23 protein-coding genes are annotated in these 22496 nt (G+C 42.4%); 13 read left to right on the forward strand and 10 right to left on the reverse strand.

The annotated features are described in order from the left end of the window. Positions 1-13: 13 nt before the first annotated feature. Genes E5331_RS07725 through E5331_RS07735 form a run of 3 tightly spaced genes read right to left on the reverse strand, consistent with a single transcriptional unit; the run spans position 14 to position 3746 of the window. A complete protein-coding gene (locus E5331_RS07725; protein ID WP_123484404.1) occupies positions 14-2188 on the reverse strand; it encodes a TonB-dependent receptor in 2175 nt (724 codons plus the stop codon). After that, positions 2185-2898 (reverse strand): HmuY family protein, encoded by a 714-nt coding sequence (locus tag E5331_RS07730; RefSeq protein WP_123484403.1) that lies wholly within the window; start codon positions 2896-2898, stop codon positions 2185-2187. The genes E5331_RS07725 and E5331_RS07730 overlap by 4 nt, the downstream gene beginning before the upstream one ends. Before the next feature lie 8 nt (positions 2899-2906). Beyond that, positions 2907-3746 carry a calycin-like domain-containing protein gene (locus E5331_RS07735; RefSeq protein ID WP_123484402.1) on the reverse strand — a complete coding sequence of 280 codons (840 nt, stop codon included), beginning with the start codon at positions 3744-3746 and terminating at the stop codon, positions 2907-2909. A 221-nt stretch (positions 3747-3967) separates the two neighbouring features. Here E5331_RS07735 and E5331_RS07740 point away from each other — a divergent pair, with 221 nt between their 5' ends. Next, entirely contained in the window at positions 3968-4915 is a 948-nt protein-coding gene (locus tag E5331_RS07740; RefSeq protein ID WP_135984400.1) for a LuxR C-terminal-related transcriptional regulator, read from the forward strand. Positions 4916-4972: 57 nt separating this feature from the next. Here E5331_RS07740 and E5331_RS07745 read toward each other — a convergent pair whose 3' ends face one another. Then, positions 4973-5194, reverse strand: a complete 222-nt coding sequence (locus E5331_RS07745) for a hypothetical protein (protein ID WP_123484400.1) — start codon at positions 5192-5194, stop codon at positions 4973-4975. 366 nt (positions 5195-5560) lie between these two features. On the opposite strand from E5331_RS07745, the gene dmpI reads away from it, so the two are divergent. Then, positions 5561-5764 (forward strand): 4-oxalocrotonate tautomerase DmpI, encoded by a 204-nt coding sequence (dmpI, locus tag E5331_RS07750; protein ID WP_123484398.1) that lies wholly within the window; start codon positions 5561-5563, stop codon positions 5762-5764. 42 nt (positions 5765-5806) lie between these two features. Here dmpI and E5331_RS07755 read toward each other — a convergent pair whose 3' ends face one another. Continuing rightward, positions 5807-6634, reverse strand: coding sequence for a radical SAM protein (locus E5331_RS07755; protein ID WP_338033516.1), 828 nt, complete (start codon positions 6632-6634; stop codon positions 5807-5809). Between the two features lie 201 nt (positions 6635-6835). Here E5331_RS07755 and E5331_RS07760 point away from each other — a divergent pair, with 201 nt between their 5' ends. Continuing rightward, positions 6836-7186: a winged helix-turn-helix transcriptional regulator gene (locus E5331_RS07760; RefSeq protein WP_123484443.1), complete on the forward strand. Its 351-nt coding sequence runs from the start codon at positions 6836-6838 to the stop codon at positions 7184-7186. Between the two features lie 24 nt (positions 7187-7210). Here the strand turns inward: E5331_RS07760 and E5331_RS07765 are convergent, their stop codons facing one another. After that, positions 7211-7579 (reverse strand): winged helix-turn-helix transcriptional regulator, encoded by a 369-nt coding sequence (locus E5331_RS07765; RefSeq protein WP_123484397.1) that lies wholly within the window; start codon positions 7577-7579, stop codon positions 7211-7213. 153 nt (positions 7580-7732) lie between these two features. On the opposite strand from E5331_RS07765, the gene E5331_RS07770 reads away from it, so the two are divergent. Together E5331_RS07770 and E5331_RS07775 are read left to right on the forward strand one after the other, a co-directional pair. Continuing rightward, a complete protein-coding gene (locus tag E5331_RS07770; RefSeq protein ID WP_123484396.1) occupies positions 7733-8347 on the forward strand; it encodes a DJ-1 family glyoxalase III in 615 nt (204 codons plus the stop codon). 238 nt (positions 8348-8585) lie between these two features. Continuing rightward, complete coding sequence (locus tag E5331_RS07775; protein ID WP_135984401.1) at positions 8586-8951, forward strand: hypothetical protein; 366 nt, start codon at positions 8586-8588, stop codon at positions 8949-8951. A gap of 288 nt (positions 8952-9239) precedes the next feature. Here E5331_RS07775 and E5331_RS07780 read toward each other — a convergent pair whose 3' ends face one another. From E5331_RS07780 to E5331_RS07795, 4 genes are all read right to left on the reverse strand, one after another. Next, the gene (locus tag E5331_RS07780; RefSeq protein ID WP_123484394.1) at positions 9240-9623 is read right to left on the reverse strand and encodes a hypothetical protein; all 384 of its coding nucleotides are present in this window, start codon (positions 9621-9623) and stop codon (positions 9240-9242) included. Positions 9624-9841: 218 nt separating this feature from the next. Continuing rightward, a complete protein-coding gene (locus E5331_RS07785) occupies positions 9842-11935 on the reverse strand; it encodes a porin family protein (protein ID WP_123484393.1) in 2094 nt (697 codons plus the stop codon). A gap of 156 nt (positions 11936-12091) precedes the next feature. Continuing rightward, positions 12092-13735: a LuxR C-terminal-related transcriptional regulator gene (locus E5331_RS07790; protein ID WP_135984402.1), complete on the reverse strand. Its 1644-nt coding sequence runs from the start codon at positions 13733-13735 to the stop codon at positions 12092-12094. A gap of 71 nt (positions 13736-13806) precedes the next feature. Continuing rightward, positions 13807-14922, reverse strand: a complete 1116-nt coding sequence (locus E5331_RS07795) for an ISAs1 family transposase (protein WP_123483263.1) — start codon at positions 14920-14922, stop codon at positions 13807-13809. Positions 14923-15543: 621 nt separating this feature from the next. Here E5331_RS07795 and E5331_RS07800 point away from each other — a divergent pair. The 8 genes from E5331_RS07800 to E5331_RS07835 all read left to right on the forward strand — a co-directional run bounded on the left by E5331_RS07800 (position 15544) and on the right by E5331_RS07835 (position 22311). Beyond that, entirely contained in the window at positions 15544-16980 is a 1437-nt protein-coding gene (locus E5331_RS07800; protein ID WP_123483791.1) for a tyrosine-type recombinase/integrase, read from the forward strand. A gap of 53 nt (positions 16981-17033) precedes the next feature. Next, positions 17034-18008 carry a virulence RhuM family protein/type II toxin-antitoxin system death-on-curing family toxin gene (locus tag E5331_RS07805; RefSeq protein WP_123483792.1) on the forward strand — a complete coding sequence of 325 codons (975 nt, stop codon included), beginning with the start codon at positions 17034-17036 and terminating at the stop codon, positions 18006-18008. A gap of 188 nt (positions 18009-18196) precedes the next feature. Further along, entirely contained in the window at positions 18197-18598 is a 402-nt protein-coding gene (locus E5331_RS07810) for a hypothetical protein (protein ID WP_123483793.1), read from the forward strand. A 10-nt stretch (positions 18599-18608) separates the two neighbouring features. Further along, positions 18609-19322, forward strand: a complete 714-nt coding sequence (locus tag E5331_RS07815) for a DUF4304 domain-containing protein (RefSeq protein ID WP_123483794.1) — start codon at positions 18609-18611, stop codon at positions 19320-19322. Continuing rightward, entirely contained in the window at positions 19319-20086 is a 768-nt protein-coding gene (locus E5331_RS07820; protein WP_123483795.1) for a hypothetical protein, read from the forward strand. Before E5331_RS07815 ends, E5331_RS07820 begins: the two co-directional genes overlap by 4 nt. Continuing rightward, complete coding sequence (locus tag E5331_RS07825) at positions 20070-20945, forward strand: hypothetical protein (protein ID WP_123483796.1); 876 nt, start codon at positions 20070-20072, stop codon at positions 20943-20945. The genes E5331_RS07820 and E5331_RS07825 overlap by 17 nt, the downstream gene beginning before the upstream one ends. 172 nt (positions 20946-21117) lie before the next feature. Next, on the forward strand, positions 21118-21708 hold the full coding sequence (locus E5331_RS07830) for a hypothetical protein (RefSeq protein WP_123483797.1): 591 nt from the start codon (positions 21118-21120) through the stop codon (positions 21706-21708). A 45-nt stretch (positions 21709-21753) separates the two neighbouring features. After that, on the forward strand, positions 21754-22311 hold the full coding sequence (locus E5331_RS07835; RefSeq protein ID WP_123483798.1) for a hypothetical protein: 558 nt from the start codon (positions 21754-21756) through the stop codon (positions 22309-22311). The last annotated feature ends 185 nt before the right edge of the window (positions 22312-22496 follow it).

Below are 22496 nucleotides of genomic sequence, written 5' to 3' on the forward strand. Positions count from 1 at the left end.
TTTCATGATGATTTTACCATTTGAACATATCGGCAAGGTTAAGGCCGACAGTGCCGACAAAGGAGATACCTCTCTGTGGAGTCTGAAGTGAGCTGTCGGTAGCCTTGTCCTTGTAATTGAATAGATTGTCGATACCAAGATTCACATATATCCCGCGCGGGAAGGTGGCGCCCACATTCATGGCGACAAGAGTCCTGCCATCGTAATGGCGTTTCTCCCAAGCATATTCTCCATTCACATCAGCCTCCGATGACCGGGAATAGGTGTCGAAAGCCGATCCCCACTGACCATTGAGAGAGGCGGTCAATGACACCTTTTTGAATTTCTTCTGATACATGGCACTGAATGTGGCTGAATGTGGACGGGTTGAAGATGTGTTGTGACCGTCAACATTGCTGTAATCGTCGGTAAATGCGTATGAACCCGTCAGTGTCAGTCCAAAATTGAAATTATACCGAAGTATGGTTTCAATCGAAGTGGTCCGCGCTTTGTCAGCATTGACATATTGCATGTCGCTTGTGCCGTCACTCAGCATCAGATACTCGATCTTGTTGCTGAATCGGTTGTGTGAAGCGGATATGGAAGTGTTCAACCCCCATCTGCTGAATTCCACGGAGGCCGAATATTGGTTGCTTGTCTCCGGTTTGAGATTGGGGTTTCCATAAATCATGAACCAGCCGAGTCCTCCCATATCATATTCCATGTAGAGTTCTTTCAGTGACGGAGACCGGAATCCCTGCGCATATCCCAATCGGAATGTCACAGCATCCCATGCTTTATATAAGGCGGACAATTTTGGAGTAAGATGCCATTTGTATTTCTGATGCCAATCCGCCCGGAGTCCGGCCACTATGTCAAGTTCTGCAATCGGAGTCCATTCGCCTTGTCCATAGAAGGCAACTGCGTGATTGGTATAGTGGGTACTGTCCTTGAACATATAGTGTTTCAGGTATTCAATGTCACCTTCCGATCCTACATTTATACTTACATTACCGAATTTCCCGGCATAATCAATTCTCGGAGTCTGACGGATATTCCGGTAATTCAATGCTGTCGAATCCGCACGAAAGAAATGATGGTCTTTCCAGAAGTTGTCAAACATATACCCTATCGTAATCTGATGACTGGTCGCAGGGAGATACTTTATTTTTGCGCCTAAGGTGTAGTCACGGTTATATTCCTGATAGAGTCTGCCTGTACGTATATCCTTTTGGTTCCAATAATTTGTGAATTTCAAATCTGCGGAAATCTTTTCATTGAATTTATAGCCAAGTTTCTGGGTGAAATCCCAGATATTATAGCCCCAGATTGTGGTGGATGCACTTTCAGGATCTCCAATCGTATAAGTGTCCGCTGTGCGATAAGTGAGGCTTGTGTATGTGGTAAGGTTATACTTGTTAACTCCAACCGATCCCGTGTATTTTTGTCCGTAGCCATTGGATATTCTGGCACTCAGATTCGCTGATACAGGGCGGTTTGCTGTCTTTGTTATTATGTTTATCACCCCGCCGAGCGCATTGGAGCCGTAAATGGTGGAGTGTGCCCCTTTTATCACTTCAATACGCTCAATGTCATCAATGTTGAAACGTGTAAAATCAACATTATGGTCCGCTCCCTCGCCACTCACACGTTCACCGTCAATAAGGAAAAGGATATACTCCCCATCCATTCCTTGATACTTGATTTCCGGTTGCTGACTCATGGAGTTGAACCCGATCTGCACTCCGGGCAGTTCATATTGCAGTAGTGACTCTATGCTGTTGGGATTAAGAGCCTGAATATCCCGTTGGGAAACGACTCTTGTAAGTACCGGGACTTTCTTCAAAGGACGCTCAACAAAAGAGCCTGTCACTACCACCTCATCAAGTTGTTGGTTGGAGGGAAGAAGTCTTATCGGTGTGTTGGTAATGTTATCCGATTCCACGGTGACAGGTTTATATCCCATAAAAGACACTTGAAGAATCACATTTCCTGATTCATTCAATCTTACAGAGAATTTACCATCGGTATCTGTGACAGCTCCAAGCACCGTTCCCTGCACACGAACAGAGGCTCCGGGGAGAGGCTCATTATTCTCATCGACAACATAACCGATTATTTCACGGTGGCTGGAGAATCCCTCGGTTGATGCTCCCTTCAAGTTGATAGCCATAATGACGGCAAGTATGAAGCAAACAATCCTACTCATTTTGATTTATGGAATTTATATTGGAAAGACATCATGCCGCTTCTTGCGCCATCGCTTCCTCCGTAAGTTTTCGTAATCTTGATTGCAGCCCAATCACCATCGGGATATTTGATTGCCAGCACCTCGCCGGTTGTTCCATACAGCACGGGGGGCATCCCTCCAGTTTCGGTACGGGTCACCGCGTCACATAGTACCCGGTTTATCTGACCGTCAAGGGCATATCCTATATTGCCGTCCATCATTCCGCTCATATCCATCACAAGAAGATATGGAGTGGTACCTTCAACTGCTGATTCCGTAAAATAATTAACAGTCTCATCTTCCTCATACTTCCCATCAGGCAACGCAATGACATTCTCTATGTCAGGAATATGTGTATTGACGGCAGATCCGTTGTTTGTCTTTATCTCGTACCGGTGAACAGCTATGTGCCAATTTATACCGACTTCTTCAGTAGTCTGTTCTTTTTTGGTCTGTTCCGTACCGGTATAGTACCACGTACCTGAATCCTTATGCTTTTCAATCTCGCCTGTCTCAAGATTTATATATGTCCATGAGTCGTAGGCGGTGGCATCCAGATCAGCCATAGTACGATATGGCGCTGACGGATCCAAACCCTCTTCATCAAGAAAGTGATTGGTATAACTGCAAGCGGTCATGAAAATCATGACCGCCGACAGTATAAATGGGTATGTTTTTATCGTGATCATCAATAATCTTATTCTGTTGCCGGTGCTTGGCCGAGAATGAATTTAATTACAGTTCCTCCCATCACGCTCGGAACAGAGAATGACATTTCCACATCGTCCTTTGATGAGCTGATCGTACCTGAAAAATCACAATCGTAGTTCTTCGGTTCACCGCCACCCATTGAGGGCATCGCGAGCGTTCCTTTGCCTCCGAGGGTATAACCAGTGCCGGTTTTCGTTACTGTGATATTGGATATATTCGCCTCGCCCCATGTATCGCTTGTATAACTGATTGAAACAGTACCATCTTCATTTGCCGTTACCATTACTTTTTGGTCGACTGTTATCATATCCTTAAAATAGGCGGATGAGGTTGACGTATAACCATCGTATGTACCGGCTACCACAAGATTGGCCGGAGCTTCGCCTTGTATGAATTTTACCGTCAGGCCTCCCATCACACTTGGTATGGAGAACTCGAACTTTGCATTCTCCTTGTTCTTCCCAATCACGGCATTAAGATTGCACTCATATTTTTTTGTGCCACCATGTCCGGATATTTCGGCTTCTCCTTTGCCTGAAATGATAAATCCCTCGGATGAAAGAGAGACTTCTGCGTTGCTGATAACCGTATGTCCCCATGTGTCGCTATCAAAGGTCACGTTGACGGTTGTGTTGCTTACAATCTCTACTTTCACAGACTGATTCTCACTTATCATATCTGAAAAGTAAGTTGAGGAAGCGTTGGTGTAACCGGAATATACAGATGCCACATCCTTGGCATAGTTGATTTCCGGCTCGTCATCGCTACTGCACGAGGTAGCGAATAAGCTGACAATTGCCAGCATTAAAAGCAAAAATTTGTTCATGTTGTACTGATGTTATTTTGATTGTTTTATTAATTTTCGAGATGCAAAATTACAGTATGAATCAATGGCAATCAATTCCTAAAATTGGCGAATTTTCAGAGGATAAATAGTCCAAACAAGAGATAGTGCATTTCTTTAACATAAAAAAATACCCTAATTTATGGGATTGTGGGACATTTTCACTTATAGTAACTTTGCTTCGGGAAAATTTACAAAAAAACATGATCAAGGATAACAATACATATACGCGACAAGACACCCTTCGTGACATAATTGAGGACAATAATCGGCTTCTGATTGTTCTCAATAGATTTGATATATCCCTCGGTTTTGGAGACAGTACCGTTGAAGAGGTATGTAAGCAGAATGAGGTTCATACAGATACATTTCTTGCCGTGATAAATTATATCGCAGGTAAAAATTGGGAGAATTACCATGTGTCGCTTATGTATTTGGTCGGATATTTGAGAAAATCACATATCCATTTCATTAACTTCTCTCTTCCTAATATCAAGAGGACATTGATTGAAGGCATACATGGCATTGAAACTTCTGAAATATCAATGGTAATACTGAAGTTTTACGACACTTATATAGAGGAGGTTAAGAATCACATGGGATATGAGGATACCGTAATATTCTCATACGTTGAGAACTTGGTGAATGGAGATATTACTGATAAATTCAATATCACGGATTTTTCAATGCGGCATGACCACATGGCGGGGAAATTGAATGACTTGAAAGAGCTGTTTATTTACAAATACACACAGAAAAATAATGAGATGATAAATTCCGCGCTTCTTGAACTTATGCTGTGCGGCAGAGATTTGATTCAACATTGCGAGATGGAAAACAAGATATTGTTTCCTGAGGTGATAAGATTGGAAAAGGAACTTAAAAATAGGTTAGAGAGTGAAGATAGCCATACTGAAGAAGAAATCTCGGATTCTGAAGTGCTTACATATAGGGAAAAGGAGATATTGAGAGAGATTGCACAAGGTCTGTCAACAAAGGAAATCGCTGATAAGATACACCTATCATTTCATACAATCACTACATATCGGAAAAATATTAGCGAGAAACTCAATATTCATTCAGTAGCAGGAATGACTGTATATGCTATTCTTCATCATATTATAGACTTAAATGAAATAAAACTTCCCTAATAGAAATGATTAAAATGGAATGAGAACTCTCCTGATTCCAATTCTCATCCCTCTTGATTAGTTATATTCCGAAAGACCTGTATGGGAGTGTCGTTGTCTGCAGTGCTTGGTATATTTCATAGATGGGTTTGCTGCCATTGACTTCTTTGACTCTGTGGAGGGTGCATCAATGGTGTTGGTTTCGGCGTTATTATTTTCAATGCTATCGGCTTCCGCATAGTTGACCCCGATTCTTTTGTCTGACACTTTTTGGGTGGTGGCGATTTTGACTTCCATCATTCAAAGAAATGGATTTTAGAGTACGCCTTTTGTTTTGGCTTGTGACGAGAATATTAAGTGCAGGAATCTTGATTGCATGCACACCCATATATAGGGCTAATGAAATTAATACGGAGACATTCACTTCGTTTGGAGGTAACCCGTTCAAAGTCGCGAATATGGGGTCAGTGCCTTATATGTTAATGGTGATGTTGGTTATCACCCCTTTATTGGAGGAAGTATTTTTTCAGATTAGGACTTTCTTTCAAAAGATACCTTCTTCATTGCGTTTGGGCTTTATGTAATCTTTTACTATGAGAATTTGAAAGCCGGACGTTTCGATAACATTTGGCTCATATCCCAGTGTTACTGATACGTGAAAATATTATGCCATACATTTCTATTGAAAGCGGACAGTTGACAAACGAGCAGAAGACACATCTCATCGGGCGGCTCACGACCACTGCGTCCGAGATTACCCACATCTCGGTGCAGTTCTTCACTGTCATTATCAAGGAACTGCCCGATGAGAATTTCGGTATCGGCGGAAAGTCGATTGGTGAAATCAAACGCAATTACAAAGGGAAATAAAAGCCTGCCCAAAATGAGCAGGCTGAACAAGACGGAGAATCTTCACAGATGCCATATCCTGTTGCGATAGGCTTTCAGCTCCTCTTCAGGAAATTCGGCTATCGCCTTGTCAAATTCACGGAGTATCGCTACTTTGTCATGTGGCAATGCTCCGGTTATAGGGACTGTATTGGAAACATGGTGTCCTAACAGGTTGACTTTTATTTTCAATTGCTCGATTAACGTGCGCATCTCAATCAACCTCTCAATCTCCGGTTCTTCCTCATAAGTTCCGTCCAACACCTCTTGATAGAGCTGAGATTCTGGAAAGACAGTCAATGACACTATGTTGATAATGCAGGGATGAAGCCTGTTCAGCAAGTCAGCCGAGGCAATCGCACTCTCCACTCCGTATCCCTTTCCTCCGAGACCATTCAGATAGAAGACATTATAGCGTATTCCGGCTTCATCAAGCTTTGATAGCTGCTCAAGAATATCCGAGGCATGATAACCTTTGTTCATCCGCTCCAGTGTGAGGTCGTGGGCGGTCTCTATGCCAATGTTGATGCTGTCGAGCTTCATGTGCCGGAGATTTTTCAACTCCTCTACCGATTTAGGCGTAATGTCCGTGACCCGGGCAAACATTCCGAATGACTCCATATAGGGGAGGTATTTGCGGAGAAGGATGGCAATCTCCATCAGTTTGTTATAGCTCAGAGCAAAAGGATTTGCCCCAGTGAGATAAACGCGGCGTGCCCATGGCTGCCATTCCCGGATGACTTTCAGATCGGATTCCACCTCAGACAGCGGCGACATTCTGAACGTGGTGCCATGGTAGAGCGAACAGAATTTGCATTTATGCCATGTGCAGCCCGATGTTATTTGCAGCAGCTGGGAGTTGGCTTAGTATGGAGGCCGCCACACCTGTCCCGTGAAATGTAATTCAGGATATATCATATTTCATCGTTTTTTATTAACTTTGTGCTGCAAAATTAGCTCAATATCAGAGCGGAAACAATAACTTACCGATAGGTTTGACCCTTACCGAAAAGTTTGTTTTATTCATTTTCAATCAGTTTTGTAAAACGCATAATGGCAAAAAAATTAGATTATGAATATTGCAAGGCAGCCCCGATGCTTGAATGGATAGGCAACAAGTGGGCGTTGGTCGTTCTCGTGAAGATTTCCGAGAACGAGCCGGTGCGTTTTAATGAAATCTACCGTAACATTCCGTCGGTATCGGAAAAAGTGCTTTCGCAAGTACTGAAGCAACTGACCACAGACGGTATCATCGAGCGAAAATTGTATCCTGACGTTCCTCCGCGCGTAGAATATTCTGTGTCGGATTTCGGTCGGACACTTCTGCCTCATGTGGAGGCATTGATAAATTGGGGACGCGATAATTTCGAGCGAATAATGCAAAATCGTAATAAGCCTGAGTAAACGCAGATAACGCGGATAAGGTAATCAGTCACGTTTCCGCAAGTTTTTACTTATTTTTTCCAGATTCCGCCGTGCCCATTCTGATAATTGGTTTAGAATCGGAATCAGTGATTTGCCAAGTTCGGTCAGTTCATATTCAGTTCGAGGGGGAACTTCCGCATAGAGTATGCGTTTCACAAGTCCGATTGATTCAAGTGTTTTCAGGTGACCCGACAATACTTTTGGCGAGATGTCGGGGATGGCTCTCGACAGTTCGTTGAAACGCATAACTCCAAATTCATCAAGTATGACGAGCAGAAGCATTGACCATTTATTAGCAAAATGAGCAATGACGTTACGCATAGGGCATGAAGCCACACATGAATATTTTTCTGAAATCTTTTCGACTTTCATCTTATTGATACTGACTAAAAGTGAGTTTGAAGTAAGTGGCTACTTCCAAAGTAACCTCTTGTTTGATAGGATTATGTATCGTAATTTTGCACTATCAAATGGATAGCAGTTATCCATTGCAAAGTTAACAAAATCTTAAAACAATTACAAATTATGACTGAAATCAGCATCAAGATTCCGGCACCGACAAAACCTTCGGGAAAGGCTGCGATGGTTATGCTTGGAACAGGCTTTGATGAAATCGAAGCTCTTGCCCCGGTGGATGTAATGCGTCGTGCCGGGATGGAAGTTTACACAGTATCCATGACTGAAAACCGCATAGTAAGGGGTGCGACCGGCAATTTGATGGTGGCCGACACAACTATCTCTGAAATAACGACCGAAATGGTTGATTGGCTGATATTCCCTGGAGCCGACAAAAGCGAAGATGCCGTAAATCTGGCAGAGGAAGTTCAGACCTTTGTCAGAGGACATTGGGATAAAGATGGACGCATTGCTGCGATCTGCGCTGCTCCCGCACTTGTCTTGGGTCCAATCGGCATCATTGACGGAATAGTGGCAACAGGATATCCCTTCTTGAAAGAGGAATTTGAAAAGCATGGAGGACGGTACTGCTCGGAAGATGTTGTGGTTTCGGACCGTCTGATCACATCACAAGGTCCCGGTACCACAATTGAATTTGCAATGGCGATTGTCCGAGCCACAAAGGGTGAAGAAACAGAGAGAGCCTTACGCGAAGGAATGGTTATCGCAGACACGCAGAACTAACTATCACAAGGAATTGTGTTTTAGAATATAGCTAAAATCCTAAACTCAAATAAAGTACACAATCACACTATTACCGCTTCAAGGCTGGGCAACGGGTTGAAGCGGTAAGTTTTTATGAATCGGTGAAAGCGGAGAGAGGTGTGACAGGCTTCATTGTTGGCGGCGTTATGCCGACAAATGGTGACGGACTTCGCCTGACACCCAATACGGCTACAACATACCGAAAGCCAACGAGCAGGTGTTGAATCGCTATATCAAGAATATCCTCAAAGATTTGTCAGAAACCGTGCCCACACTCGCTGAGAAAGTGCCGACCCGCTTGACAATGAAGCAAAAGGAGGCATTGAAAAAGGAGGGTAAGGAAGCCGAAACCGACCTCAACGGCAATGTGATTGTTCCGCGCTATGCCTGTGTGACGAGCCACACCGCCCGACGCACCGGAATCACCAACATGTATCTCTCCTATAAATATACCATGCTCCAGATGATGCACGTCAGCGGCCATAAGACCCAAAAGACCTTCATGGATTACATCAAGCTATCCTCCGAGGAGATCGCCGATGAATTGAAAATCGGCGAATACATATTAGATATACCAACATGAGCCAAATCGCCGCAATGTCAAAGAAAGACAGCGAGATGTGGTGACCATCTAATTTGGTCTATTCCGAAAAAGTGGTCAGATGTCCAATTTTTCGGAATAGAATTTGAACAACCTTGACTATTATTTTGAAAAATTGGCATAAATGCCCATTTTTCAAAATAGAATTTGGTTAGTCAATGTAATTACACTAACTTTGTAATTTAAAAAACCGACATAAATGTCAAAAATTTAAAATAGAGTCATCAGATGATGACCTTCTCTGAAAAGTGTTGACAGATTTGAGAGCGATTAACTAATGTGGTTTACACGCCCAGAGGCGTTGAACCGATTTACTTTACACGTTTTGTTTCGTCTAAGTTTTGCCTTCAGCTCTCGGATCTGGTCGTCCTTGCTTTTGTTGGCCATATCTTCTTCAGTTTGTTCCTCCAAAGATAACACTTTTTCTTGACTTACGTACTTTCCTATCCACGTGTAGATGCTGTTTATTGAGGTGATGTCATACTTTTTTCTGACCTCCTCGGCTGTCTTGTCCCCTTTTAGGATGTCGAGGACTGCATTAACACGATCTTCCTCTTCAGGTTTACTGACTGTCCTAATCCCCATGCTCCAGTATTGTTCCTGGGTTTCCGGGTCTGTTTTGAGAACTAAGTCTCGTTTTAGAACTTCTTTCATTGGCTCTTTCGAGTTGGATTCCCAAAAGTGTCAACTTTTTTCAGTTCAAGTCACCGCGGTACCCTTTCTGCGTCTGCCAGTCTCCGGCAAACGCAACGCTTGTCATTGCAAGTACCATCATAGAAATTAGTATTTTCTTCATTTGAGTTGCATTTTTTTGACTTTTCGTTTCTTTTATTTCACAACAGATAGTAGTTATTTTTATGATTGGCAGATTTTTATCTACCACCTGCGGTAGACTTTTCAATCGTAGCATCAGCATTGATTATTTTGTCTGCACCGCATTTTTGTCTGCCCCATTGTATATTGTAGCTAACGCTTACATAGGGCATTCTCATATCGAGGCGCATGTGCTGTTCGTTGGTGTTCCATTTGCTGAGCATTCTTGAGCCTTGGTCGTATTTGCCAAAGGGCATGATTACGCCAGCACCAAATTGCCAATTCCTCCAATTGTATGATAGCTGAACGATGGATAGATTTTCACCCCAACTGATTTTCTCTCCACAAAGGTCATGCTGAGCACGGACATACTGGCCTATGAGTTGAAATCCCCAATGTGAAAGCATCAGACTTACATTACCGCTCCAATTATGGTTATAGAGTTTGTAGCTTGTGCCTTTCATTCGCTCCACGCGGTATTGTAAGTGGGCACTTGCCATAAGCCAATCGGGAATAACCTCAACCTGTGGAGATAAAAAGAATGTAAGATTCTGTAAACCATTGCTGTTTTCATAGGAGGTAATAAGGCGATTGGTTTCCCAATATAGATAGGGAGTAATGGCATTGGGACTGGTAAATGCTCGTACTCCAAATGTGCCTTCCACTCGCGGCAAGCTGAAATTATAGCGGAAAGTGAGCATATAAGAAGTTGATGTTTTCAGGTTGGGATTGCCTATTCTCCATTGGAAGCCGTCAATTTGTTGCGGTGCCACATTCGTCTGAGCGAGAGATGGAGCCGATTGCCAAGATTGGAAACTGAGTCTGAACTGATTGCTTTGGTTGAGGCGATATGACAGTGAAGCCTGTGGACGCAAGTTCCATGACTGGTTGCCCTGCTTGGTTTCCTTGAATAAGAAATCGGTGTATTGCGCTCCAAGTCCAGCTGTGAAAGTGAATTTATTTAAGCGTTGAAAATACTCGGCAAAAAGATAAACTTTATCTTGACGTTGGTGGAACACCTCTCCACCAAGATTTTCATACACTGAGCGGTTTCGGTTTGCAGTGTAGGATGCTCCGGCTGTGAATTTAGAACGTCGCCAACTCTTGATATAGTTTGCCTCGATGGCGTAAGCCTGATTACGGTCTTTAATCATCGTATGTATGTCACTGGGATAATTGCCGGATACGTTTGATGACTGTTCAATGTAATCAGAATAGGACTTACCAAAGTAAAACGAACTATTGAAGTCAACGACAAGTGTCTGCTTACCTCTAAAATGCTGTTCAAAATATGCTGAAAATTTTGGGACGGTTCCATTGTTCCCATGCGAATCTGTCAGAATTATATCGTCAGTTCCGTCACTCAAGGATAACAATCCATTGTATGTCATATTATCTGAGAAAGTCGGAGCTGCACTGACCTCAGCATAGAATATTGTGGTGTCAGGTTTGATATAACTGTACGACCCCCATAGACGACCAAAAGTATTATCAACTTGGCCGCCGATTGGCGTTTCTGTGCGTGTCAGAGAAGTGCCATCGGGATATGTGAAAGTCTCATGATAATCCCGATAGGTCTTTACGTTGTTTGTGAGTTTGAACATACCACCTACTTCAAACTGTGAACGCCCATTGTTGAATTTGCTATCAACGAAGTAATCGCCCCATGCCGTATTCAGAGCCTGTCGCCCTTCTGCTTGCAGTGAACCTCCAAGTGTTGGATTGGCAATGATGAAGTTCAGCACATAGCTTGCGCCATGATAACGAAGTCCGGGATTATCTATCCACTCCACACGTTTGATGGTTTCCGGTAAGAGAGCCTTCACTTGATCGATAGTCGCCTCACGACCATTGATGCGAACCTGCACTGATTGACCGCCAGCTTTAATCTGTCCGAGAGCTTCGGTAACAGTCAAAGATGGAATCATAAGATTGTTGAGCAACTGCATTCCGTTTCGGGAATTCTCAACTGCGCTCTGCGATGGATAGTAAACATCCATATCAGCCTTGCGAATCACTTTGGGAGCTTGAACTACAACCTCGTTGAGTTCCTGAGCCGCAATGGTGTCCATTGATTCCTGGGCGGCGGCTGCGGTTGTGGTAATGATTGCAATCAACACAACCAAGATTTTGATGAAGATTTTTGCGTTCATTTTACGATACGTTTTTGATTTTGATACCGCAAAATTACACCTAAACCAATCTTAACGCCAAACCTAAAAATCTAAAATAGTATTCGTAATATATTGATTATCAAAGCATATATGATGTAAAAATCTAAAATAAGACTTTATCAATCTAAAACCTCCTTAAACGGAAAGCTCCTGACGGATAAATGCTATCACATCCTCCTTTTCCGGCACATCCAGTTTCTTTTTGATAGAAGACTTACGGACATAAATAGATGCAGTGGACTGAGATGTTATGACGCTGATTTCTTTTGCTGAGAAACCTGCCACAAAAAGAACTATGACCTGCTCTTCCTTTTCAGTGAGCATGTCTGCGTACTTGGTGTGTAGTTTTGAATAGAAGTTTGAGTATAGATTGTTGATAATTTCATAGAGATTATCCCAATTGACAAGCGAGCCGTTGGTATCGCTTTCTATTGAGGATAATTTGCGAAGCATCTCTCTATTCTGTTCGGTCGGAGTCTCTGCTACCATTTTGATTATTCCGAGCTGTTGAAGCATTGCACGACGTAATGCTTCATGCCCGGAGGTCGGGATCGGTTGCTTAAGTTCTTCAATCATCTTATTCAGAGCATCTACTCGCTCTTCTGCTTCAATTATTTTGCGTCTGCGTTTCTGTATATTCCATACAGCAGTTATAGCGATGATAACAGCAATCAGAATGACTATGATGATGATCGCTGTCTTACGCTGGTTTTGGGATTTCAATTCCAAAGCTCGGTTTTCAGCTCTCAATGTATTCTTCTCGTTCTCAACCTTTGTTGATTCCATTCTGAAGAAATTATCTCGCTGATTGTTGGTTAATGCCGCCAACTGTATAATCCGTATTTTCCCGTCCTTACGGTACTGCAAGAAATTACGAAGATGCCCGGCAAAAATTTCATAATACTTTCGTTCTTCTCTTGACACATTTTGTACGCAACTATCTGCCAATGCAAGCTCCCGTGTTGAAATTTCGATTTCACCCATATTGAAATGATTCAACGCTTTCCATAGGTGGACAAAATGCAAAATGGAGTTATCAGGAGCGTTGTCTATGATATAGTCTGCCAAGGCGTTGCCCTCATCATACTCACCTAATTCTTCAAGGACGGCGATTTTTTCATATTTCAGCTCAAATTCCTCTTCACTAAGATGATTCGACTTGGCATGGTCGATTAATTCGTTAATATAAATCAACGCAGAATCAGCATGTCCTGTATAAGTGTAGTTCAGGTAAAGTTGTTGCTTGTAATACCATTCTGAGACGGAGTCATTGTCAATAGTCAATAGTCGCTTGAGAAATCTTATATTGTTATCACAGTCATATAACGTTCCTCCAATACCAACTCTCGTTCGTAGTAATTTAATCTCGATGCCATCCGTAACGTATGGTAACGCTACCAATGAGTCCAACAATGCAAGTGCTGACTCGCCATTACTATTCCAAAAAAGATGCAAGGCATATAGTTCCCCGCATTTGAGAAAACGAACAGAATCTTTGTCGCGGTAGTGGTGAAAAGTGAATTGTGTTAGCGAATCAGAAGCCATGGAACTCTCCTTAGCTTTATGGGCTGCCGCTACGACAAGACCATATAACGCTCTATTGTCTGAATTTTTAATGTCAGAAACATCAATATCGCTCACCATTGACAATGCACTATCGGGATATAGTTCAACAATCCTTTCCGCGTCAGAAAGGATTTGCCGCTGTTTACCCGACTGCGAACATGAAACCATAACCGCAGCACAAAATAATAATATGACGAAGAACCAATGTCTCATATATTCTGCAAAGTTACGAATTTTTTATCACATTTTAACCATTTGGCGTGGTGGCCCGCAGGGCAACCGCATCAAAATCCATAATTATTTAGAAGTGTAAACAAATATTCAGAATCAAGGGATGCCCTGACCAATCTTTTCCTTACGCTGAGTCTGTCATCAGTAGCTTTCACTACCTGAAGAACTAGTTTTCTAAGCAGAGACAGATTCTGTGCTGCATTAAGTTTCCGGGCACGGCATTCATCTTCCTTGAATGTGACATCAAGATGCCAGTGAAGGCCATTCTCAATGGCCCAATGACCTCTGGCAAGACTGCCATAATATTTTGCGGACGGAAAATCCTCATCACTGATATAATACCTTGTCTGAGTCTCTTGCCGCCCACCCTCAGATACATGACAGGTATTGGTGTCCACCTTAACCACCGTCCTGAGGCACTTCCATCTGCTGAGTATTTCCTTGTCCTCAATTTTATCGGCAGGATATATTGACACGGTGCGTGTCTCCACACGGGCATGTTCCTTATCAGTCTCGCTATAGGTTGATGTCGGCTTATTATATCGTATAACGTCTTTTATCTCAGATAATAGTCCTGCCTGATTCTCTTTCACGGCAAGAAAATAATGTCCACCTTTACCTATTATCTTCTCCGCAATATCGACTTGTGTTCCTATCGCGTCAATACTTATGACTGCCCCTTTGATTTCAATTTTGTCAAGCAATCTCGGGATGGCGGGGATCTCGTTTTCTTTGTCCGTCACTTTCTCCTGTCCAATAAACAGGGCATTCTCTGTGACGTATGCATTCAATATATAGTCGCCCTTCGGTCCCTTTTCTCTCGGTGCTGTGCCACACTCCTTTTTACCGTCGATGGCAATCTGTTTCTCATTCATTAAATCCAGGATATGGCGTCCCTGCTCAATGACACACTTTTCCAGATAGTCCGTCTTCAATATTCCGAACAATCTCTCAAAGGTATCCCTTGACGGACTCTGCTCAGTGTAGGGCAACAGACCAAAATCCCTTGCCTTGTGTTTGGCAAAAAGCTCCATGTCGGCATAATCTTTCTTGTCTGTAAGGTACGTCAGAAAGGCGATTGCAAGGAGATCTCCAAGTTCATAAGTGCATTTATCTATCTTCCGAGGGTCTCTGACCCCATCAAAAATCGCAATAAGTTGTTTTCTCATGCCTATAAAATAACAGCATGAGACACGTTTGTCAAGATGTGATTTCTTAATTGTATATAAATTACTCTTAATCTTTATTTATTTTGATGCGGTTGCCCTGGGTGGCCCGGCTGATTTTTGGTTGAGGTCACCACATTTTCTGACGCCGATTATAGTTAAACTCTGTTAAAGTTTGGGATTGGGAGTCTGTGGCGTGGGGTTGAATGATGGTGAATGACTATGAATAATGCTTCAATTTGTGTTGATTATAAGTGAATTGTGCGTCAGGTGAAATAGATATGCGCACACTGCGACACGCATAACCGACAATAGTTCAGCAATTTAGGTAGGCGTGGTGACTTTTATGGTGACTCGGAGGGGCATGGATGAAAGAAAGACCGCTAACTCATTGAGAATTAGCAGCCTTCTGTGGTGCCACCAGCAATATAAAAGTTAAATTATTATCAATCAGCTTAAATTGTAATTAATGCTAATATACTGATAATAAAGCGAATTAAATCATTTTCAATTTAGTCGGATAGTAAGAGATTCAAGAAAGATAGTGACTATTATAGTGACTATTCAAGAAAAGTCACTAACTTTGCAGTGTCAGATTCATAAGGGAATCAGACCTTGATTTATATGGCAAAATCTCTTTCCCGGTTCTTCATCCGCAAGCAGGACGAAAAGAACGAAATAGCCACCCTTTTCTTTAGGGTGCAGAACAAGAAACATAAGGTTGACACCCTCTTCTCGTCTCAAATCCGCGTGAATGTGGCTGAATGGAAAGGTGCGTTATCGTGCCCTGAAAAATGGATGCGACACCAACGTGCGAATTTCAATCTGCATGATTCCCTCAACAGGATTGAGCTTGTTGTAAAGTCCGAGGTCGAAGGTATGTCTTTCGACAAATCTCATGTCGAAGCGGAAATCCTTGCCATCGCCAATCCCAAGAAGGCAGAGGCAATAATGAAAGCCAAACGCGAGGAGGAAGAGCGTCAGCAAGAGGAACAGAGAATCAAAGCGGACCAGGAGCGACTGATAAAGGAAGGTATCGACGCCGAGCGTGCCAAAATATGGAATTTCCTCAACCACTTCTGTGAAGAGATAAAGAGCGGTGCCAGGCTGAACGGACATAACAGATATGCACCGGGGACAGTCAAGGCATGGTTCAGTTTCCGGAAACTCTATGACATGTTCGACAAGAAGCACCGTTTCACATGGTATCAAGTTGACCGTGCTTTCGTCACCAAGTTCCTTGCTTTTATGGAGAAGAACGATTACATGGTATCGGCACAGAACAAGTATCTTGTTGATCTCCGCGCCATTGTCAATTACGCCTACCTTGACGGCATCCACGACAACGACCGCGCCATGCAATATTTCTCCAAGAAGAAAATCGAGGATGGAGACAAGGCGATAGAAATTTACCTTTCCGAAGCCGAGTTGCAGGCATTATACGAAATGCCATTGTCAGGTAAACAGGACGAGGTACGAGATATTTTTCTTGTCGGCTGCTACACCTGTCAGCGAGTGAGCGATTACAACGACATCGACAAAGACTGTTTCACGACGACCGCGAAGGGAACACCCGTTATACGACTCGTTCAGAAGAAAACGCGCAATGAGGTAAAGATTCCGATAATGAATCCCAATCTCAGAGCCATCTGTGATAAATACGCCTACAATCTCCCTTCGGTGGTTGATGTGATACTCAACCGTTACATCAAAGATATTCTGAAAAATCTGTCCGAATCGGTCCCGACACTCGGCAAGATGGTAGTAACCAAACTTACTCAAAAGCAGAAGAAACTGGTGGAGGACGGCAAACTCGTTGTCGAGCACAACGAAAAGGGAGAGGTGATAATGCCTCGCTACAAGTGCGTGACAACCCACACAGCACGCCGTAGCGGAATCACCAACATGTACCTAACCCACAAATACTCCATAGTCCAGATGATGCACGTCAGCGGCCACAAGACACAAAAGACCTTTATGGACTATATCAAACTCTCCTCGGACGAAATCGCCGACGAGATAGACGCAATCGCTAATGGCGCAAAATCCGAAGTATTTTGACTATTATTACTCGGAAACAGCTACAAATCAAAATATAAATTGTAATTTTGAATATGGAAACAAATAATTCACAGCTCGTAATCTATCAGGCGCCGGACGGAAATATGTCGATTGATGTGACAGTTCAGAATGATACCGTATGGCTGAGCCAAGGGCAGATGGCCGAACTCTTTGACAAAGATCAGTCAGTTATTGCCCGCCACATCTCTAATGTTTTCAAGGAAGGCGAGCTGGAGAAAGAGAGTAATATGCAAATTTTGCATAATACTCTGTCGAAGTACAAACCGACTCAGGTTTACAGCCTTGATGTTATTATCTCTGTTGGCTATCGCGTTAAATCCAAACGTGGTACTCAATTCCGCATCTGGGCAAATAAGATATTGAAGCAGTATCTTCTTCAAGGCTATGCCATAAACGAGCGGATAGCTGCACAGAAATATGACGAGCTTAGTCAGTTGATAAAAGTGCTCGGCCGCACAATCCAAAATCAGGAAAGGCTTACGGAGGACAGCCGTTCATTGCTCGATGTTGTTGTCGATTACACATACGCCCTCGACACTCTTGACCGCTACGACTATCAGGAACTGAAGATCGAGGACACCACCGGTAAAGAGTCGTTTCATGCCACTTACGAAAACGCCATGGAAGTCATCCGCGAGTTGCATGAAAAATTCGGTGGCAGCACATTGTTCGGCAACGAAAAGGACGATTCCTTCAAAAGCTCCATCGGTCAGATTTACCAGACCTTCGGTGGCGTTGACCTATATCCCTCAGTGGAGGAAAAAGCTGCCATGCTCCTGTACCTTGTTACCAAAAACCACTCATTCAGCGACGGCAACAAACGCATTGCCGCCACACTGTTCCTGTGGTTCCTCAACGGCAACGGCATTCTCTACAATGAGGATGGCTCCAAACGCATCGCCGACAACACCCTCGTCGCCCTTACCCTTATGATAGCAGAAAGCCGCACTGAGGAAAAGGACACAATAGTAAAAGTCATCGTCAACCTAATCAACAAGAACAACTGAGGATAAGACGAAACAACACCCGAAATATGCACGGCTTAACGACTTCATGCCGAGGATTGACCCGTCTGTGCTGAATGATTATGCCGCGGCTAATCTCCGCGCTGATTTTCATACCCTGATGGGACATTTGTCACATCGAATGTCGATTATTAGTTGTAACTTTGCTTAATTACAGATAATAGACTCAAATGAAACTGCTAAGAGCCTTATTTTACCAATATTATTGGTGGCAGAAGCGCAAAGAAAATGATGAATCCTTTGTGCCTGTTTTGGCTGTGCTGTGTCTCTTGGTTCCTCTATTTGGTATAGTAGGTTTTATAGCAATTTTTGCTGACGTGATAGGGCTTGTCATTTTGCAGAAGTATGATATAAAAATGACCATTTTCGCTATGTTCATTCTCGGATTGGCGGTCTCATGGTTGCTGTTTTTGAGAAGAAAACAATATAAAACAATAGCCCAAGAGCATGATATTTATGATAAGACCATGTATCAAACGCTCGCGATTTTATATCCAGTCCTTTTAGCAATACTTTTCTTTATTGGATTATATATCGGTTATTTACATAATACAGCAATGGTAAGGCAATAACTTTTAGCACATGAATCGCAACGGTAATAGGATTCAACGTCAAGGATTCATCATCCTTATGGTATGCTCGGCGATAATGCTTTGCATAGGAATCTTCATGTTTGTAACCGGCGTTGATTCAACCAGCATCGTGACCGGTCGATACAGCAGTCCTACCGAGTGGACTATTACATGGCACACTCCATTCTTCGGGGCTGTTGTTTTACTGGCATTAGGCATCATGATTCGATTTGATAAACCATCATTGCCTAAAATGGATATTCAAGAGAAGCGCAAATTTATATTTGATAAGATTGCAGATTTCCTAAAGGAGGATGATTTCAAGAAGCGCGGCAACCATTTCTTCAAGAGCAACGGCTCGATAGGCTATTGCATGAACATTCAGAATGACAAATGGAATAATGCCCGCCAAATACGATTCACACTCAACCTCGGCATATACACAGAGCGATTTTGGCTTGAACATGAGGATTTCAAGCACACCGGAGTCGGACCCGCTTTCCCAAAAGAATATGAGTGCGCCGTCAGGGAGAGAATCGGCGGCTTGCTTACGGTCAAAGAGGATAAATGGTACTGTATCACCTCAGGCACGGATGTCATGAAACTAAGGAGCGAAATAGAGCGCGACCTAACAGAATATATATTGCCATTCTTTGCCCGTTACAACACTGAGTCCGATGTCATACCCAATCAATTTATCTACCGGAAAGGAGGCAAGCGATGAAAAGGTGTCAGAAAATAGTATCATATTCCATTGCCATAGGCTTTGTAATAATAATTGTGCTATCTATTTGTGGTATCATTCTTATGGGATATAGCACAGCTGATCATAGGATAAGCGATATTAAACAAAACCTTGACAGTATAATAAGCAGAATTGAATCGTATAACGTATCTAATCATACGTTGCCGGAAGCAATGTCTCAATTAAACTTTAAGCAAACTATCAACGGCTATTTATATGAGGGGAACATGGGCATAGATATTCGTTTCAGATATTATAATTTATCTGATGGCAGTTATTTGGTAGAAGTTTTCAATGAAGAGGAAGATTCTATTATAAACCAATTTTATAGTCCTGCTCATCAGTGGGAAAACGAACCGGATAATATGGTATGGTTCAAAATTGAAACAAAAGCCTATGAGTTATCCCAAATAAAGAAAATCCATGACATATTAAATCCGGTATCATCTTATAGGTTCAGCATACCTTTTACATTGGATAGCGTTACAAGGAACGACAATATATTAAGTATATTGTCGGATATTACAATACATTGTGATTCGATCGGATATCTGACAATTAAATCTCCTGATAAGCAAACACGAATGGAAGGCTGGACAGCATTTGATAGGTATGTATATCCTGCTGAATATTTAGGGTGTATGTTTGGAGAATGGAAATATTATGACGGTCAAGGCAATTGCTACCGTAAGTTTTGGAACTATAAAGAAAACGACAGATTGATATATGAAACTGACCGATAAACAATTTTGGATATTGCTGATTGTGATGGTGTATGCTTCTGTTGCGTCCGCACAAACAGTTTTCTCTGTGGAGAAAATAAGCGAAACGGAATATGTTAAAGCCGAAAGAGAGTGTTCGCGCTATAATGTCATTCCGGCTGATACCATTGCCGATAATGATATTGTTTCTATGGTATTGAAGGAATCGCAAGCTAAATTTGAACGTCTTGATTCTGCTTGGCAACAAGAAATATATGCTATTTATGATAACTCGGATTTTGGTTTTAACAAACGATGGCTAACATTTCTGCCTGAACTGAAATTATATGGTTTCAATATCCCTGAATCGCCGCATGACGATGCAATATGGTGGTTTGATTCTGAGAACGGTAAATATATCTGTCGCGCGGCTTGTCCCACGGCGATAAACACCAATGGGATTTATGTGTCGCAGGTCGGTTATGATTGCGACTGGCCCTTAGATTTGAGATTCTTTCGTCGCGAAGGAAACTTCATATATGAATTTGAGTCATACAAGAGTCTTCAATACAGTGGTGAAGGACCTTATTGTCAGACCGAAGAATCCGGGCTTAGCACTATCTTCTGGCATGACAACAATACGTTGTATGTGAAAACCATCGACCATAAACGTCAAGAATCGGTATATCTAAAAATCAAAGTTCAGCAGACCGTCAGGGACATGCTTGAAAACGTAATGCCAAACAAAGCTGTTAGACCGGCTCCGATAAAATCTGTCAGGGATAATAAAAAGGAGGCAAGCATTGAAACTGATTTATCGGGCGAAATGGATAATTGTAGTATTGTTCGCGATTACGTTCTTCTTTTCTTTCGCTGTTCTTTTTGCCGGAGGGTCTACTAAGATTAATTGGTGTCTGTTGGTCGCAAATATATTGCTGATATTCTTACAGACGGAAAATGTGGTCTTTGCGTTCAGGAGCAAGTATAAAGAGATCGGAGCCGCTTTGCTTGTAATTCTTTTTATATATCATGAGTTGGAATTATACCATTAAAGCATTAACAACCGGTTTTGAATGAATAAATCATTATATATCACTGCAATTGTCGGTAATTTTATATTGCTGGTTTACGCTGCTGTCCTTATTGTCGGGATAAGTGGTGGGTGGCTTGACGGTAAGTTATGGCTGCACTCTGATGTGGCTAAAGTAGCACAGCTACTGCTTATGGCTTCGGCGATGGGATTGTTGTTTGCCAATATCCGTATTAGCCGTGTACGATACGGTGGCAGGTATCTGTCATTGATACTCTGCGGAAACTTCTTTGTCAATCCCTTCCTGAGTTTATATTTCCTGAGCGGCAAGGCAGACGGCAAACAGGCATCGGAGACATTTCCAAAGCGCAAGGTCTATCTATTCCTTCGCAATGTGCAACTGTTTTGGCTGCTATATACATTAGCGGCAGTGTTCTATACGCCACTGATTGACTCGAAAATAGGCGGTATATTTTATATCGCTTTGATTATCGCTGTCTCTGTGTTCATACAACGCAATATAGCAATAGCCATAAAACAAGACACGCCCGGATATATATTGCTAAACGTGTGGTTCTGTTTTTTCTACGCCCCGATTTATTCACGACGCGTCCTTAAAAACAACTGGTTATGAAAAACAAAGAGGGAATCCGCGTTAATCAGATAAAACACAGGTATTATGAATAAGTGGCAGAAGATATTGTTGGTAGCTTTTCATGCCGTGATGCTGGTGCTGTTCCTCTTTATGGTGTTGAAAGGCTTGCAGTTGCGTTGGCGGTTGGGATATGTACTGTTTTGGATGACTGCTCTGTCAGGTTGTGCGGTATATTTCATTCGCGGTAAAAAGCGGTGTATAAATACTATCTCTTGGATATATGCCTTTTGTTGGATACTTCTCTCGATTGCAGGCATAATCTTTACATTCCTGACATTTGATGCCGTGTATTGCGAAACGGACAAATATATCATGAAGGAACCGTCGGTAATTATAGGGTTCGACAGTGCCATTCTTTATGAGAAGAAGGGTCTGCTTGAAGTAGAGAAACAGCGATATAAGTTTGTTCATCCAAAATCCTTCACCCCGTTGGACTCAATTGGGGCGATTGTGATTTACGGAGATTTCTATAATGGCGAAACAACAGAGGATGGCGTGGCAATACTCCCCCTTGACGATTCGTTTGATAAAGAAAAAGCCAAAGAATACGCATTAAACCAAAACATTGAGTATGGAGAATAAGGAATTATCAAAACAACTGTGTGCCGTGTTCAACTTAAAGGGTATTACATCTAAAAGTTATGTCCATAAGGTTGAGTGTATTTTGGTAGGCTTGACATTTGTCAAAGTTCCGAATCGGGATTACAAACTATTTTTTACGATATATCCGTTATGGCGTTCTACCCTGAAAAGTTGCATAGATGTTC

The sequence above is a fragment of the Lepagella muris genome (genome assembly GCF_004793975.1).
GTDB classification, from domain to species: domain Bacteria; phylum Bacteroidota; class Bacteroidia; order Bacteroidales; family Muribaculaceae; genus Lepagella; species Lepagella muris.

Excerpts from the sequence above, each read along its gene's own strand:
- E5331_RS07725 (WP_123484404.1), bottom strand. The coding sequence starts at position 2,188 with ATGAGTAGGATTGTTTGCTTCATACTTGCCGTCATTATGGCTATCAAC.
- E5331_RS07730 (WP_123484403.1), bottom strand. The coding sequence starts at position 2,898 with ATGATCACGATAAAAACATACCCATTTATACTGTCGGCGGTCATGATT.
- E5331_RS07735 (WP_123484402.1), bottom strand. The coding sequence starts at position 3,746 with ATGAACAAATTTTTGCTTTTAATGCTGGCAATTGTCAGCTTATTCGCT.
- E5331_RS07740 (WP_135984400.1), top strand. The coding sequence starts at position 3,968 with ATGATCAAGGATAACAATACATATACGCGACAAGACACCCTTCGTGAC.
- E5331_RS07745 (WP_123484400.1), bottom strand. The coding sequence starts at position 5,194 with ATGATGGAAGTCAAAATCGCCACCACCCAAAAAGTGTCAGACAAAAGA.
- dmpI (WP_123484398.1), top strand. The coding sequence starts at position 5,561 with ATGCCATACATTTCTATTGAAAGCGGACAGTTGACAAACGAGCAGAAG.
- E5331_RS07760 (WP_123484443.1), top strand. The coding sequence starts at position 6,836 with ATGGCAAAAAAATTAGATTATGAATATTGCAAGGCAGCCCCGATGCTT.
- E5331_RS07765 (WP_123484397.1), bottom strand. The coding sequence starts at position 7,579 with ATGAAAGTCGAAAAGATTTCAGAAAAATATTCATGTGTGGCTTCATGC.
- E5331_RS07770 (WP_123484396.1), top strand. The coding sequence starts at position 7,733 with ATGACTGAAATCAGCATCAAGATTCCGGCACCGACAAAACCTTCGGGA.
- E5331_RS07780 (WP_123484394.1), bottom strand. The coding sequence starts at position 9,623 with ATGAAAGAAGTTCTAAAACGAGACTTAGTTCTCAAAACAGACCCGGAA.
- E5331_RS07785 (WP_123484393.1), bottom strand. The coding sequence starts at position 11,935 with ATGAACGCAAAAATCTTCATCAAAATCTTGGTTGTGTTGATTGCAATC.
- E5331_RS07790 (WP_135984402.1), bottom strand. The coding sequence starts at position 13,735 with ATGAGACATTGGTTCTTCGTCATATTATTATTTTGTGCTGCGGTTATG.
- E5331_RS07795 (WP_123483263.1), bottom strand. The coding sequence starts at position 14,922 with ATGAGAAAACAACTTATTGCGATTTTTGATGGGGTCAGAGACCCTCGG.
- E5331_RS07800 (WP_123483791.1), top strand. The coding sequence starts at position 15,544 with ATGGCAAAATCTCTTTCCCGGTTCTTCATCCGCAAGCAGGACGAAAAG.
- E5331_RS07805 (WP_123483792.1), top strand. The coding sequence starts at position 17,034 with ATGGAAACAAATAATTCACAGCTCGTAATCTATCAGGCGCCGGACGGA.
- E5331_RS07810 (WP_123483793.1), top strand. The coding sequence starts at position 18,197 with ATGAAACTGCTAAGAGCCTTATTTTACCAATATTATTGGTGGCAGAAG.
- E5331_RS07815 (WP_123483794.1), top strand. The coding sequence starts at position 18,609 with ATGAATCGCAACGGTAATAGGATTCAACGTCAAGGATTCATCATCCTT.
- E5331_RS07820 (WP_123483795.1), top strand. The coding sequence starts at position 19,319 with ATGAAAAGGTGTCAGAAAATAGTATCATATTCCATTGCCATAGGCTTT.
- E5331_RS07825 (WP_123483796.1), top strand. The coding sequence starts at position 20,070 with ATGAAACTGACCGATAAACAATTTTGGATATTGCTGATTGTGATGGTG.
- E5331_RS07830 (WP_123483797.1), top strand. The coding sequence starts at position 21,118 with ATGAATAAATCATTATATATCACTGCAATTGTCGGTAATTTTATATTG.
- E5331_RS07835 (WP_123483798.1), top strand. The coding sequence starts at position 21,754 with ATGAATAAGTGGCAGAAGATATTGTTGGTAGCTTTTCATGCCGTGATG.